Here is a 14,043-nt window from a genome sequence, read left to right as displayed (position 1 = left end):
GAAACTGTCCTTTTAAAGTGTGCCGACGTCGCCGGGTTCAAACACGCCGTCGACCGGTTGAATACCGTTGACCAACGGGGCACCGAACTCGGCCTGGCTGATTTCAAAACGGTCGCCCGGTTGCGTGCGAATGCCGTCACCGAATGACAAGGTGGCGGTACCGAAGAAATGGATATGCACGTCGCCCGGGCGCAGGAACTGGCTGTACTTGAAGTGGTGGTACTCAAGGTTTTCAAGGCTGTGGCACATGTTGGCTTCGCCGCTGAGGAATTCGTGTTCCCACAGCACTTCGCCGTTGCGGATGATGCGGCTGCTGCCCGCCAGGTGCTGCGGCAACTCACCGACCCGCAGCTCCGGGCCGAACGAGCAACTGCGCAGTTTCGAATGGGCCAGGTACAGGTAGTTTTTGCGCTCCATCACGTGGTCGGAGAACTCGTTACCCACCGCAAACCCGACGCGGTATGGCTTGCGGTCATGACCAATCACGTACAGGCCGCCGATTTCGGGTTCTTCGCCGGCGTCTTCGGCAAACGGCGGCAGCGGGAACGCCGCCCCCGGGCGCACCACAATGCTGCCATCGCCCTTGTAGAACCACTCTGGCTGCACACCGGCCTGGCCGGCCGCAGGCTTGCCGCCCTCCACCCCCCATTTGAAGATGCGCATGGTGTCGGTCAGGGTGGCTTCATCGTGGTTTTGCTGGTGCATTTTGTCCCGCGCCGAGGCGCTGCCCAGGTGGGTCAGGCCGGTGCCGCTGATCAACATATGCGCCGGGTCCGGGTGGTCCAGCGGCGGCAAAATGCGCAGCTCGGCCAGCAGTTCGGCGTAGTCATGACCGGCTCCCAGGCCCAAGCCCTCGACCTGCTGCGCCAGGCTCACCCCCGCTTTAATAGCGGCAAGGGCCAGTTCGCGCACGCTGGCGGCACCCTGCACTTCACGTACCTGAGCACCGTCAACCACACCGACACGACGCTCACCGTTGTTCACTTCAAACTGGACTAAACGCATAGAAATTCTCGCTTACACACGGATTAAGAATGAGAAGCCGCGCGGGCAGAAGCCGCCTGCTCGTCAGGTTTGAGCGCGTGTTTGCGCTCTAGCACGCGGTACACCACGCCGGTCAGGATCAACCCGAACACCATCACACACGACAGGAAGTACAGGCCCGACGCCAGCGTGCCGGTGTATTCCTTGAGTGCACCGATCACAAACGGGCCGATGTAACCGCCCAGGTTGCCCACCGAGTTGATCAGCGCGATACCGGCTGCCGCACTGGCACCGGCAAAGAAACGGCCCGGCAAAGTCCAGAAAATCGCGGTGCAGGAAAACAGTGAGAACGCCACCAGGCACAGTGCCGCCAGTTGCAACGCGGGAGCCGACCACCACGCACTGAAGAACAGGCCAATGGCACCCAACACATAAAGCACCGCCAAATGGCCATAACGGTCATTCAAACGGTCGGAACTGCGAGGAATAAACAGCAGGCCGATAATCCCGAAAATATAGGGGATGGACGACACAAACCCGGTGGTCAGGTCGCTGCCGCCAAATTGCTTGATCAGCGTCGGCAACCACAGGCCCAAGCCGTAGATGCTCAATGTCACGGGCAGGTAGAACAGCGCCAGCAGCAAGACACGCTTGTCTTTCAAGGCATGCAGCGGGTTGCCGTGACGGGTCTGGCCGTACTCTTTCAAGTCCTTTTCCAGCTCACCCACCAGCCAGTCTTTCTCGCGCTGGTCCATCCACTTGACCTGTTGCGGGCCATCGGGCAGGTAACGCAGCACCGGCCAGGTCAGCAAAATGGCGGGCATGCCGATGACAATAAACAGCCATTGCCAGCCGTGCAGGCCGAGCACCCCGTCCATGCCCAGCAAACCGCCGGACACGGGCCCGGTGATCATCATGGCAATCGGTTGCGAGAGAATAAACAGCCCCAGGATCTTGCCGCGATGGCGCACCGGGAACCATTGGGTGATGTAGTACAGAACACCCGGGAAGAACCCCGCCTCGGCCACGCCGAGCAGAAAGCGCATCACATAGAAGCTGTACGGCCCTTGCACAAAGGCCATGCCGATGGTGATTGCACCCCAGGTGACCATGATCCGGGCAAACCAGCGCCGCGCGCCGAAACGCTCGAGCATCAGGTTGCTGGGGATCTCCATCAGGAAGTAACCGATAAAGAACAACCCTGCACCCAACCCGTAGGCCGCATCGCCAATGCCGATGTCCGCACCCATGTGCAGCTTGGCAAAGCCGACAGCAGAGCGGTCTACGTAGGCAATCAGGTACAGAAGAATCAGAAACGGTATGAGTTTTAACGTAATACGACGAATAAGCCCGAGTTCCTGGCTCATATGACGGTCTCCCATTGTTTTTGTTATCACCTCTGGAGTGGCCTCAGGCAGGAAAACGCCAGGATCAGCTCTCAGTTGAAACCGACTATATAGTAATACTATTTACTCAACAACACTTCCACGAACGCCATTTTGAGGATAACTTAGCACCATTGAAATCAATTAGTCATACAATAAGAGAACCCGTCATGTCTGATAAAACCCCTCCTCTGCGTTCGGCTCAATGGTTTGGCAGCGCAGACAAAAACGGCTTTATGTACCGCAGCTGGATGAAGAACCAAGGCATTGCCGACCATCAGTTCCAGGGCAAGCCGATCATCGGCATTTGCAACACCTGGTCGGAGCTGACACCGTGCAACGCCCACTTCCGCACCATTGCCGAACACGTCAAACGCGGCGTGATTGAAGCGGGAGGGTTCCCGGTGGAATTCCCGGTGTTCTCCAACGGCGAATCCAACCTGCGCCCCACCGCCATGCTCACGCGCAACCTGGCGAGCATGGACGTGGAAGAAGCCATTCGCGGCAACCCGATTGACGGTGTGGTGCTGCTGACCGGCTGCGACAAAACCACCCCGGCCCTGCTGATGGGTGCCGCCAGTTGCGACGTGCCGGCCATCGTGGTCACCGGCGGGCCGATGCTCAACGGCAAACACAAAGGCAAAGACATCGGCGCGGGCACCATCGTGTGGCAAATGCACGAATCCTATAAAGCCGGCAATATCAGCCTCGACGAGTTCCTCTCGGCCGAAGCCGGCATGTCCCGCTCCGCGGGCACCTGCAACACCATGGGCACGGCCTCGACCATGGCCTGCATGGCCGAAGCGCTGGGCACCTCGCTGCCGCACAACGCCGCCATCCCGGCCGTGGACTCACGCCGTTACGTGCTGGCCCATATGTCGGGCATGCGCGCCGTAGAAATGGTGCGCGAAGACCTGCGCCTGTCCAAAGTGTTGACCAAAGCAGCCTTTGAAAACGCCATCCGGGTCAACGCCGCCATCGGCGGTTCCACCAACGCCGTGATCCACCTCAAAGCCATTGCCGGGCGCATCGGTGTCGACCTGGAACTGGACGACTGGACCCGCATCGGCCGTGGCACCCCAACGCTGGTGGACTTGCAGCCTTCCGGGCGCTTCCTGATGGAAGAGTTCTACTACGCGGGCGGCTTGCCGGCGGTACTGCGCCGCATGGGCGAACACAACCTTATCCCCAACCCTGAGGCACTGACCGTCAACGGCAAAAGCCTGTGGGAGAACGTCAAAAACTCACCGATTTACGGTGACGACGAAGTGATTCGCCCGCTGAGCAACCCGCTGGTAGCCGACGGCGGCATCTGCGTGCTGCGCGGTAACCTGGCCCCCTTGGGCGCGGTACTCAAACCTTCGGCCGCCACCCCGGCGTTGATGAAACATCGCGGCAAGGCCGTGGTGTTCGAAAACTTCGACATGTACAAAGCGCGCATCAACGACCCGGAACTGGACGTGACCGCCGACTCAATCCTGGTGATGAAAAACTGCGGGCCCAAGGGTTACCCGGGCATGGCCGAAGTGGGCAACATGGGCCTGCCGGCCAAACTGCTGGCCCAGGGTGTTACCGACATGGTGCGTATCTCCGATGCCCGCATGAGCGGCACCGCCTACGGCACCGTGGTGCTACACGTGGCCCCGGAAGCGGCAGCGGGCGGGCCATTGGCTGCCGTGCAAGAAGGTGACTGGATTGAACTGGACTGCGCCAGCGGGCGCTTGCACCTGGACATCAGCGACGCCGAACTGGCAGCGCGCCTGGCCGACATCAAGCCGCCAGAGAACCTGATCGTGGGCGGCTATCGCCAGCTGTACATCAACCACGTCATGCAGGCCGACCAGGGTTGCGACTTCGACTTCCTGGTGGGTTGCCGAGGTTCAGAAGTGCCGCGCCACTCGCATTGACCCACGCCCTGGCCGCCATTGCCCGGCGTTGAGGCGACGGCGGCGACAGGGAGAATCAGCCATCAGGCGCTAGTTTTTCCCGCGCCTGTTATGATCGGCGCTTTTCTCCCACAGGATGAACCTGCGCCCAATGGATTACCGTCAACCCTCCGACCGCAAAAGCATGCACGCCCGCATCGTTCAAGAACTGGGCCTGCAGATTGTCTCCGGGCGATTTAAACCCGACGACAAACTGCCGGCCGAGGCCTTGCTGTGTGAGGAGTATGCGGTCAGCCGGCCGGTATTGCGCGAAGCCACGCGCGTGCTGGTGGCCAAGGGGCTGGTGTATTCCAGACCGCGTGTGGGTACCGTGGTCAAACCGCGCCGTGAATGGCACATGCTCGACCCGGACGTGCTGCACTGGTTAATGCAAAGCTCGCCGCAAAACGAGTTTTTTGGCTTGTTGACCAGTGTGCGCAGCATCATCGAACCGGCCGTGGCTGCCCTTGCCGCCCAACATGCGACCGACGAAGACATCGCCTCGATCCGCGAAGCCTACGAACGCATGGAAAGTGCACCCACGCCTGAAGCCCTGCTGCAACCGGACCTCGACTTCCACAGCCGCATTGCCGACGCGACCCATAACGACTTGTTGGCCAACTTATGCAACATGCTCGCGTTGGCCCTGCGTGAAGCGCTGAAAACCTCCAACCGCCGGCCTAACCTGCACGAACTGGCCATGCCCCGGCACAAAGCCATCTTGACCGCTATCGAAAACCACGACGCCCTGGGTGCCCGCCACGCGACACTGGTACAACTGGACGACGCCCGCACGGCGCTGGATGTGGTGCTGGGTAACGGATAGTCCGATTTGGGCCACAGCCTTTACGATCGCTGCGCAATCGGCCCCGATCGCCAACCTTTGCGTAGCAGTTGCCGAGCCTTGCGAGGCTACGTCCGGCGCCGAAGGCGTCGTCAAATCAGATCACGCGGTACACCTGCCAAATCCCGGATTTCGGTGGTAATAAAAAAGGCGCGGGCCGTGTAGTCGACCAGCGCCCTTTTTATACGCCCGGTTTACGCCAGGCTTTTGCTGACCACTTCAAACACGTCACTGGACAGTTCGCCCGAGTTGCGGATGCGTTCCAGTTCAGCTTTCATCAGTGCCTGACGGGCGCTGTCGTATTTGCGCCAGCGTGTCAGGGGGGCCAGTTGCCGCGAGGCGATCTGTGGGTTAAAGCCGTTCAGTTCGATCACCAGGTCGGCAAGGAACCGATACCCCGAACCGTCCGCCGCATGGAAGTTAATCAGGTTCTGCCCAGCAAAAGTGCCCACCAATGCCCGTACCTTGTTCGGGTTTTTGAGGGTGAATGCCGGGTGCTGCATCAACTGCTGCACGCGCTCTAAACCACCCGCCAACGGGCTGCCCGCTTGCACGCTGAACCATTGATCCATGACCAGCGGGTTGTCTTTGAACTGTTCGGCAAAACTGGCCAGCGCAACGGCTTTTTCAGCGTCGTACGGCGAGTTGACCAGCACCGCCAGCGCCGTCAGGCGTTCGGTCATGTTGTCGCTGTGTTCGAATTGCTCAAGGGTCGCGGCCAGCACTTGCGGCCGGCCACTGAGCATCAGGTACGACAGCGCAATGTTTTGCAGGGCACGGCGGGCAAAATGCTCGGCTTCAGCGACGTAAGGCGTCACGCGGGAAATGTCGCGGTTGGCCTGGTAGCGGACCCACAGGTCGTCGAACAGGTGCTCGGCCAGTTGCTGACGGGCAAATTCACGCGCCGTGTGAATGGCGTCGACATCGGCCACGTCGCTGATTTCGGTGAGGTAGGCCTCGCCCGGCAACGACAGCATTTCAGCCACCATGGCCTGGTCCAGTTGGGTGTTGCCCAACACGCTGCGCAGCGCTTCAATCAGGCGCGGGTCCATCACCAGCGCTTCGCCGCGCTGGTGCTGGCCGATCAACCCTTGCAGCACTTGCACCGCCAGTTGCTGGCCCGCGTCCCAACGGTTGAAGCCGTCGCTGTCGTGCTGCATGAGGAACATCAGTTGGTCAGGTGTGTAGGCAAAATGCAATTTGACCGGGGCCGACAGACCACGTAGCAGGGACGGCAGCGGTTTTTCGCCAAGGCCCACAAAAGTGAAGGTCTGTTCGGCCTCGGTGACCGACAGCACGCGGCTCGTGCCCACGGCCGCCGGCTCTCCAGCCAGTTGCAACGGAATTTCGGCACCCTGGGCATTGAGCAGGCCCAGTTCAACCGGGATCACAAACGGTAGTTTTTCAGCCTGGCCCGGTGTGGCCGGGCAGCTTTGGCTGAAGGTCAGGCGGTAGCTGCCCTGGGCCGCGTCGTACTGTTCGCTCACCGCCAAACGCGGGGTGCCGGCCTGGCTGTACCAGCGCTTGAAGGGGGTGAGGTCCACACCATTGGCGTCTTCCATGGCCCGGATAAAGTCATCGCAGGTCACGGCCTGGCCGTCGTGGCGCTCGAAATACAGGTCGCTGCCGCGGCGAAAGCCCTCGCCCCCCAGCAGGGTGTGCAGCATGCGCACCACTTCAGAACCCTTCTCGTACACGGTCAGGGTGTAGAAGTTGGAGATCTCGATAAAGCTGTCCGGGCGCACGGCGTGGGCCATGGGGCCGGCATCTTCGGCAAACTGGTGGGTGCGCAGAAACGCCACGTCCTGAATACGCTTGACGGTGGCAGAGTTCATGTCGGCCGAGAATTGTGAGTCACGGAACACCGTGAAGCCTTCCTTGAGCGACAACTGAAACCAGTCGCGGCAGGTCACGCGGTTGCCCGACCAGTTGTGGAAGTATTCGTGGGCGACGATGGCTTCAACCCGCTGGTGGGCAGCGTCGGTGGCGGTTTCGGCGCGGGCCAGCACGGCGCTGGAGTTGAAGATGTTGAGGCCCTTGTTCTCCATCGCGCCCATGTTGAAGTCGCTCACGGCCACGATCATAAAGATGTCCAGGTCGTATTCACGACCGTAGGCCTCTTCATCCCAACGCATGGATTTTTTCAAGCTGTTCATTGCATGCTGGCATTTGTCGATGTTTTCCGGCTCGACATAAATGCGCAGCGCCACGTCGCGGCCGCTCATCGTGGTGAAAGTGTCTTCCACGCACCATAAATCACCGGCCACCAGCGCAAACAGGTACGCCGGCTTTTTGAACGGGTCTTCCCAGGTCGCCCAGTGACGGCCGTCTTCATCGGGGCCGCTGGCAATCGGGTTGCCGTTGGACAACAGGATCGGGTAGCGATGCTGCTCGGCCACCACGGTGGTGGTGAAGATGCTCATCACGTCCGGGCGGTCGAGGTAGTAAGTGATCTTGCGAAAGCCTTCGGCCTCGCATTGGGTGCAGAACATCGTGCCAGAGGTGTACAGGCCTTCCAGCGCGGTGTTGCTTTCGGGGTGAATGATGACGCTGGTGTCCACCACAAACTGCTCGGCAGCAGGGTGCAGGGTCAGATGGCTGTCGCTCAACTGGTAGTCGGCGGCGGTCAGTTCCACGTCATCGAGCGTGACCGACACCAGTTCCAGTTGCTGGCCGTCCAGCACCAGCGGCGGCAACCCCGCGCCGCGTTGCGGGTTGCGGCGCATTACCAGTTGCGCATGGACCCGCGTGTGGTCCTCGAACAACTCAAAGGTCAGGTGCGTTTCATCGATCAGGTACTCGGGCGCCTGGTAGTCCTTGAGGTAGATCATTTTGGGTTGTTCGGTGCGCATGCGGGAATCCTTCTACTGATGCACGGCCAGTTGGTAAGCCGTGTATTTACGAATATTGATCACGCCGGTGTCGAAGATCAGGTATTGACCCTTGACGCCCATCAACGTGCCTTCGACGATCGGGTCTTTGTCCAGATTAAAGCTCACGATCTTGGCCGGGTACTGTTCCACCGGGTAACACATCTCGATGGGCGTAACGTCGTGCAGCGGCTGAATGGCTTGCAGGCCAAAGCGTTCCTGCAAACCGGTGAAGCCTTCGGCACAACTGGCGAACAACTGCTCGCGTACCGCCACCAGGTCGACCGGTTCGGCATCGCCCTTGAGCAACGCGCGCCAGTTGGTGCGGTCGGCCACTTGCGAGCGGAACAAATCTTCGACAAAGCCGGACTGCTGGCGAGTGGAAACCCGCACAATCGGCAACGCCTGGCTAGCCCCCTGGTCGAGCCAGCGGGTGGGCAGTTGCGTGGCGCGGGTAATGCCCACCTTAACCCCGGAAGAGTTGGCCAGGTACACCACGTGGTCGGTCATGCAGAACTGCTCGCCCCACGACGGGTCACGGCACGTGCCGGCATCGTAATGGCAGCGCTCCGGGCTCATGATGCACACGTCGCACTGGGCCAGTTTGGTCATGCACGGGTAGCAATAGCCCTGGCTGAAGCTCTTTTTGGTTGTGCGCCCGCAATGGGTGCAATTGATCGCCCCCAGGAATTCCAGGCGCAGGCGGCTGCCGATCAAGGGGTTGACCGGCACCTCCAGGTCGCCCAAGCGAAACGCATATTGAACGGTCGGTGCCCCTAGGCGTGCCGACATTTTGCTGATTGCACCGCGACCCATCTCAATCAATGGATGGCATCCGACTTGAACAGAATATTAGGCACGGGGGCCGACTTGGAGCTGCACTCCTGTGGGCCCATGTAACCGGTGCGCTGGTCTTCAGGCAGGTTCTGGACTTCCCAGGCGATCATCGCCTGCAGCGACAGTTCGCGCTGCTCGGCCGTGAGCTTGTTGCCATCGGCCCACTTGCCGATTTCAACGGCCAGTTTCAGGCTTTCATAGATTTCAGGGGTGATGTTTTGAATCATTTCATTGAAAGAGGACATGGTTCGATTCCGCTCTTGAACGTTAACTAGGGTGTAGGTGCGACCTTTGGATCGTTCAAAGATCGCGAGCGAGCTCGCTCCTACACTGTTTATACCGGTTTGCGCCGTGCCCACAGGCCGCCCAGCAAACCAGTCAGGCAGCCAATCAACAAGCCGCCTACGTGGGCCGCGTTGGCGATTTGGCCAAAGCCGATCATCGACACCAGCCCGGACATGCACAGCGCCAGCCACACCAGCATCATCACCAGTACGCCACGCGGCAGGTGATAAAGCGGGTTCGGGGCCATGCGCTGGTAAATCCACACATGCCCCAGCAGGCCATACAACACGCCGGACAACCCGCCAAACAGGCTCGGGCCACCGAACAGGTATTGCGCAAAATTGGACACCAGGCTGAACAACAGGCTCAAACCGATGAGGTTGATGCTGCCTTGGCGCATTTCAATGCGTCGCCCCAACTCCCAGAACCACATGCCGTTCATGGCGATGTGCAGGAAACCGAAGTGAATCAGCATAGGCGTGAACAAGCGCCACCACTGCCCTGACGCCCAGGTGTCTGACAGGCTGTTGAACTGGATATACGGGCCGTGCAGGCTGAAGTCGACAAACGTCAGCGCGCGCAGGGCCGACAGGTTGTCGCCCAGTTGCGTCACCACCGCCACCAGCACGCTCAGCAGCAGCACCACCGCCGTGGCCGGGCTGGCGCGTAACTGTTGGACGATACCGGGGCGAGCCATGGCAGGCGGGCGCTCGGCGATCGGCAGTTCGTGGGCCGGGTCGCCTTCGGGGTAGCGCTGGTACAGGCTCAACACATCGCCGGCGATAGGTTCGGGCACCCACAGCACTTGGTTACCCACCTCCTCTGTGACCCGGTGCGGCACTTGCAAGCGGCGCAGCAAGTTCACAAACCCACTGAGGTCGACCGACAACGGCAGGCGCAATACCTCGACATGGCTCATTGCAGGGCCTCCGGGCGTTCAACATCCACCCACACGAACTTGCGCGGGTCGAGACGGGTTTCCTGATCCAGCCGGTAGGCCACCAGCTTGCCGTACAACACGGCGCTGTAATCCAGGCAGGCCAGGTTCGGCCGGATCGGGGCCGGTTTGCCGCTGCGCCAGTAGTGCCCGACAAACAGCAGGGGCTCGTCACTGGCGTAACGCAATAAGGCCCCTTTCTCCGTCGAGGTGAGTGGCTGTTGCGCCACACGTTCAGGCAATGCGTCGGGTTGGAACACGATGTCTCCGTAAGTCTTGGGGTCGTCTTCCCAGAATTTGGTGCGAAAGAACGCCCGTGTCAGGCCATCGCCGCCGGTCAGGGTCATGCCGCCGGGCAAACGCATATCCGTGCCGCGCAACAGCCGGTTAAAGCTCAGGTCAGCGAAGCTGTCCGTCACGGCGGCGGCCTGCAAAAAGTGCTCATCGATGCAACCATCGGGGAACTGGGCCCGCAAGGTGGCGATCACCTCGGCATCCCAACAGGCATGCACCACCCGAAAGCGCCCGGCATCGACAAACAGTGGCATCTCGTAAAACCACTGCACAAAGTCATGCCACTCGCCGGGGTACAGGGCAAATTGTTCCAGGGTTTCGTGAATAAGGCGGGTGTGACGCGGGTTGTGCTCGCGCACGTACTGCTTGCCGCTGCCCGCCGGTGCCGGGGTGCACCAGCCCAGCGCGTTGAATTCATGGTTGCCCATCAGGCACAGCGCCTGACCGGCCTGCACCATGTCGTACACAATATGCAGCGCCTCACGTATACGCGGGCCGCGATCAATGATGTCACCGAGAAACACCGCCATCCGTTGCGGGTGTCGCCAGGTACCGGCGAGTTTGCGATAGCCCAGACGCTCCAGCAGGTGCTCAAGGGTATGAGCACAGCCATGCACGTCACCGATCAAATCGTAACTGCGCGCAGGATCGAGCATCAGTCGCTCCTACCGCCCAGGCGGCTACCCCAGCCGAGTTTGGTACGACACACCTCATAGTAGTTGTGGTCCAGCGGGTGAATCAGGCGCAGCTTTTGGGCTTTTTTGCTGACGGTAATGGTGTCACCCGGCGCACAGGTGAAATGGTTCTGACCGTCGCACGAAACCTGCGGGTAGATCTGCATGTCTTTGGCCACGACGATTTTCAGTTCGCTGTTGCCGTCTACCACAATCGGCCGGCTGCTGAGGGTGTGCGGGTACATCGGCACAATCACGATAGCGTCGAGCTTGGGGTGCATGATCGGCCCGCCCGCCGACATGGCATAAGCCGTAGAGCCGGTGGGCGTGGCCACGATCAGGCCGTCGGCCTTCTGGCTGCATACAAACTGCCCGTCGATGTGCAACTCAAACTCGATCATGCGCGTGGACTTGCCGGGGTGCAGCACCACATCATTCAAGGCGTCGCCTTGGCCGATGGCTTCGCCGTGGCGACGCACTTCGGCCTGCAACAGAAAGCGGTTTTCAACCAGGTAATGGCCATCGAGCACTTCGGCCACTTTGACTTCCAGCTCATCGGGGCGGATATCGGTCAAAAAGCCCAGGCTGCCCCGGTTAATGCCCAACACCGGCACATTGTGGCGGGCCAGCGCCCGGGCCGCACCGAGCAAGCTGCCGTCACCGCCTACCACAATCACCATGTCACACACTTCACCGAGCATCTTGCGCGACGAGGTTTGCAGGCCGTGGCCGGGCAACACCTCGGCGATGGTGTCTTCGAGAATCACATGCATATGCCGCGCGAGCAGGAATTTTTTCAGTCGGCGAACCGTGTCGAGCACTTGAGAACTGCCCAAACGACCAATGATGCCGATATTACGAAAGTGTTCCATGAGGCTCCTGCGGGGTTCAAGGCGTGCTAAAGCAGCGATTATGGGCGAAAGATGACGATAGACAAAACCCTTTCAGTTGTCGGACAAACAGCCGGGCAAACAGCTATGCTCGCAGGATGATCCTGTTCCCCGACCTGCTCAACCTGCCCCGCCAATTGCGTCACCCCGAGGTGCGCGATTTGGCGTGGGTGATCCTCGCCCCGCCCATGCTCGACCACACGCCCTGGCCACAGCGCCACCCGCTGGCGGGCAGCGACTGGGTGCGCGCGCCCGAACAACTGGCGCACTGGCTACACGCACTGGACCAACACAGCGAACCGCTGCAAGCCTGGCTGGCCCTGGCCACCACCCGACGCCTGGGCCGCTACTACGAGCGGCTCTGGCAATTTGCTATACAGCACGCACCGGGTGTCGAACTGATAGCGGCCAACCTGCCCATCCGTGAGCGTGGCCATACCCTGGGCGAACTGGACCTGGTGCTGCGTGACCGCGACGGCGCTCACCACTTCGAATTGGCGATCAAACTCTACCTGGGCCCCCCGTACGGCAACGGCAGCGACCCGGCGCAATGGCTGGGGCCTGGCAGCAACGACCGGCTGGACCGCAAACTCAAACACTTCAGCCAGCACCAACTGCCCATGTCCAGCCGCCCCGAAAGCCGCCGCATCCTGGCTGAACTGGGGGTACACACGTTCCAGACCCATGTCTGGCTGGGCGGTTACCTGCTGTACCCCTGGCCCAGACACGCCCTGCCCCCCACCGGCGCGCACCCGCAGCACTTGCGCGGGCACTGGCTGCATCAGCGGGACTGGCCGGCGTTTATACGCCAGAGCGAACCGGGCTGCTGGCAACCGCTGCCACGGCACGCCTGGCTGGCCCCCGCGCATTACGGGCCCGAAGGGTTATGGAGCACAGAACAACTGCACATTTGGCTGGCCGAACTGCACCCGCTGGCCCCCGCCCAACTCATGGTGCGCCTCACGGCCACCGGCCACGGCGACTGGGAAGAAGCGCAACGCCTGTTCCTGGTATCCGACCAATGGCCCAACCTGCCGGCCCACGTCGACAACTGACACACCGCAGTGCAATTGCCCGCAGTACGGTTACAGTGATACGTACCCCGTCAGCAAGAGCGGGGATTCACCCCTGACCTGTGAGGAAACACCATGTCCTGGAAAAGCACCGTCAACCACTACAGCCGCCTGTCCATTGCCCTGCATTGGGTGACCGTCGTGCTCTTTATCCTGATCTACGCCTCGATAGAACTGCGCGGAATCTTTCCGAAAGACAGCATCGGCCGCAACCTGATGAAAGACGCACACTTTATGTTCGGCCTGACCGTTTTCGCGCTGGTGTGGTTACGGCTGCTGGCCCGCACACTGGGCGTTGCCCCCAAAATCACCCCACCGCCACCGGCCTGGCAAAGCGCCCTTGCTACCTTGATGCACTGGGCCCTGTACGCACTAATGATTGGCATGCCGGTGCTGGGTTATTTGGTACTGAGCTACAACGACAAACCGGTATTCTTCTACGGCCTGGACCTGCCCGTACTCACCGCCAAAGACCCCGACTTTGCCCGGCAGATCAAAAGCTGGCATGAACTGGGCGGCACCCTCGGCTACTGGCTGATCGGCCTCCACGCCGTGGCTGGCCTGGCGCACCACTACCTCATCAAAGACAACACCCTGTTGCGCATGCTGCCAGAGCGCCGCGGCTAATGGGCATCAGGGTTGACGATCGCTGCGCAATCGATCGCAGCCTGCGGCAGCGACTACATAGAGTCGTTGACGAGTAGAACGAGGCTACGTCCGGTGCCAAAGGCGTCGTGAAACCATGCAGCGCAGTGTTCCTGATAGATCCGGGACTTAGGTTTTACGATCGCTACGCAATCGGACGTAGCCTCGCCAGGCTCGGCAACTGCTACGGAACACGCCGCACGCGCCGTTGATCTTGATCTTGATCTTGATCTTGATCTTGATCTACAAGCCCCTTTCGGCAGGCCGAGAGCAGGTTCTGCGTAGAGGGTTGACCGGCATGGATGCCGGGAAAGCCGTGTCGGGCCAAGGATGGCCCGTCTCGGCGTGCCCTCGGAGCGGGACCGGAGCGAGGGAACCTGAGCGCAGCGAAGGCCGAACG

Annotated in this window: 12 protein-coding genes; 4 read left to right on the top strand and 8 right to left on the bottom strand. The window is 60.9% G+C overall.

The window, feature by feature from the left end; genetic code table 11:
* Positions 1–12 precede the first annotated feature (12 nt).
* Complete coding sequence (gene araD1 / locus Q1W15_RS09950; RefSeq protein ID WP_300727156.1) at positions 13–1,005, bottom strand: AraD1 family protein; 993 nt, start codon at positions 1,003–1,005, stop codon at positions 13–15.
* A 23-nt stretch (positions 1,006–1,028) separates the two neighbouring features.
* Positions 1,029–2,351, bottom strand: a complete 1,323-nt coding sequence (locus Q1W15_RS09945; RefSeq protein WP_300727154.1) for an MFS transporter — start codon at positions 2,349–2,351, stop codon at positions 1,029–1,031.
* 188 nt (positions 2,352–2,539) lie between these two features.
* Here Q1W15_RS09945 and Q1W15_RS09940 point away from each other — a divergent pair, with 188 nt between their 5' ends.
* Positions 2,540–4,276, top strand: coding sequence for an IlvD/Edd family dehydratase (locus Q1W15_RS09940; protein ID WP_300727152.1), 1,737 nt, complete (start codon positions 2,540–2,542; stop codon positions 4,274–4,276).
* A gap of 130 nt (positions 4,277–4,406) precedes the next feature.
* Positions 4,407–5,120, top strand: coding sequence for a FadR/GntR family transcriptional regulator (locus Q1W15_RS09935; RefSeq protein WP_300727150.1), 714 nt, complete (start codon positions 4,407–4,409; stop codon positions 5,118–5,120).
* A 212-nt stretch (positions 5,121–5,332) separates the two neighbouring features.
* Here Q1W15_RS09935 and pepN read toward each other — a convergent pair whose 3' ends face one another.
* From pepN to Q1W15_RS09905, 6 genes are all read right to left on the bottom strand, one after another.
* A complete protein-coding gene (gene pepN, locus Q1W15_RS09930) occupies positions 5,333–7,990 on the bottom strand; it encodes an aminopeptidase N (protein ID WP_300727148.1) in 2,658 nt (885 codons plus the stop codon).
* A gap of 12 nt (positions 7,991–8,002) precedes the next feature.
* Positions 8,003–8,833: a DUF2797 domain-containing protein gene (locus Q1W15_RS09925; RefSeq protein ID WP_300727146.1), complete on the bottom strand. Its 831-nt coding sequence runs from the start codon at positions 8,831–8,833 to the stop codon at positions 8,003–8,005.
* The gene (locus Q1W15_RS09920) at positions 8,830–9,090 is read right to left on the bottom strand and encodes a DUF1315 family protein (protein WP_300727144.1); all 261 of its coding nucleotides are present in this window, start codon (positions 9,088–9,090) and stop codon (positions 8,830–8,832) included. The genes Q1W15_RS09925 and Q1W15_RS09920 overlap by 4 nt, the downstream gene beginning before the upstream one ends.
* 89 nt (positions 9,091–9,179) lie before the next feature.
* The gene (locus Q1W15_RS09915; RefSeq protein WP_300727142.1) at positions 9,180–10,049 is read right to left on the bottom strand and encodes a rhomboid family intramembrane serine protease; all 870 of its coding nucleotides are present in this window, start codon (positions 10,047–10,049) and stop codon (positions 9,180–9,182) included.
* Positions 10,046–11,017, bottom strand: a complete 972-nt coding sequence (locus tag Q1W15_RS09910) for a metallophosphoesterase (protein WP_300727140.1) — start codon at positions 11,015–11,017, stop codon at positions 10,046–10,048. The genes Q1W15_RS09915 and Q1W15_RS09910 overlap by 4 nt, the downstream gene beginning before the upstream one ends.
* The gene (locus Q1W15_RS09905) at positions 11,017–11,907 is read right to left on the bottom strand and encodes an NAD(+) kinase (RefSeq protein ID WP_300727138.1); all 891 of its coding nucleotides are present in this window, start codon (positions 11,905–11,907) and stop codon (positions 11,017–11,019) included. The genes Q1W15_RS09910 and Q1W15_RS09905 overlap by 1 nt, the downstream gene beginning before the upstream one ends.
* A 116-nt stretch (positions 11,908–12,023) precedes the next feature.
* Here Q1W15_RS09905 and Q1W15_RS09900 point away from each other — a divergent pair, with 116 nt between their 5' ends.
* Both Q1W15_RS09900 and Q1W15_RS09895 read left to right on the top strand, forming a co-directional pair.
* The gene (locus tag Q1W15_RS09900; RefSeq protein WP_300727136.1) at positions 12,024–12,980 is read left to right on the top strand and encodes a DUF1853 family protein; all 957 of its coding nucleotides are present in this window, start codon (positions 12,024–12,026) and stop codon (positions 12,978–12,980) included.
* 93 nt (positions 12,981–13,073) lie between these two features.
* On the top strand, positions 13,074–13,625 hold the full coding sequence (locus tag Q1W15_RS09895) for a cytochrome b (RefSeq protein WP_300727134.1): 552 nt from the start codon (positions 13,074–13,076) through the stop codon (positions 13,623–13,625).
* The last annotated feature ends 418 nt before the right edge of the window (positions 13,626–14,043 follow it).

The organism is Pseudomonas sp. (assembly GCF_030150285.1).
In the GTDB taxonomy this organism is placed as follows: domain Bacteria; phylum Pseudomonadota; class Gammaproteobacteria; order Pseudomonadales; family Pseudomonadaceae; genus Aquipseudomonas.
Note: the sequence above shows the minus strand (reverse complement) of the source record. Positions and strands in the feature narration are given on the sequence as shown.

Excerpts from the sequence above, each read along its gene's own strand:
- Q1W15_RS09920 (WP_300727144.1), bottom strand. The coding sequence starts at position 9,090 with ATGTCCTCTTTCAATGAAATGATTCAAAACATCACCCCTGAAATCTAT.
- araD1 (WP_300727156.1), bottom strand. The coding sequence starts at position 1,005 with ATGCGTTTAGTCCAGTTTGAAGTGAACAACGGTGAGCGTCGTGTCGGT.
- Q1W15_RS09905 (WP_300727138.1), bottom strand. The coding sequence starts at position 11,907 with ATGGAACACTTTCGTAATATCGGCATCATTGGTCGTTTGGGCAGTTCT.
- Q1W15_RS09910 (WP_300727140.1), bottom strand. The coding sequence starts at position 11,017 with ATGCTCGATCCTGCGCGCAGTTACGATTTGATCGGTGACGTGCATGGC.
- Q1W15_RS09935 (WP_300727150.1), top strand. The coding sequence starts at position 4,407 with ATGGATTACCGTCAACCCTCCGACCGCAAAAGCATGCACGCCCGCATC.
- Q1W15_RS09940 (WP_300727152.1), top strand. The coding sequence starts at position 2,540 with ATGTCTGATAAAACCCCTCCTCTGCGTTCGGCTCAATGGTTTGGCAGC.
- Q1W15_RS09900 (WP_300727136.1), top strand. The coding sequence starts at position 12,024 with ATGATCCTGTTCCCCGACCTGCTCAACCTGCCCCGCCAATTGCGTCAC.
- pepN (WP_300727148.1), bottom strand. The coding sequence starts at position 7,990 with ATGCGCACCGAACAACCCAAAATGATCTACCTCAAGGACTACCAGGCG.
- Q1W15_RS09915 (WP_300727142.1), bottom strand. The coding sequence starts at position 10,049 with ATGAGCCATGTCGAGGTATTGCGCCTGCCGTTGTCGGTCGACCTCAGT.
- Q1W15_RS09945 (WP_300727154.1), bottom strand. The coding sequence starts at position 2,351 with ATGAGCCAGGAACTCGGGCTTATTCGTCGTATTACGTTAAAACTCATA.
- Q1W15_RS09895 (WP_300727134.1), top strand. The coding sequence starts at position 13,074 with ATGTCCTGGAAAAGCACCGTCAACCACTACAGCCGCCTGTCCATTGCC.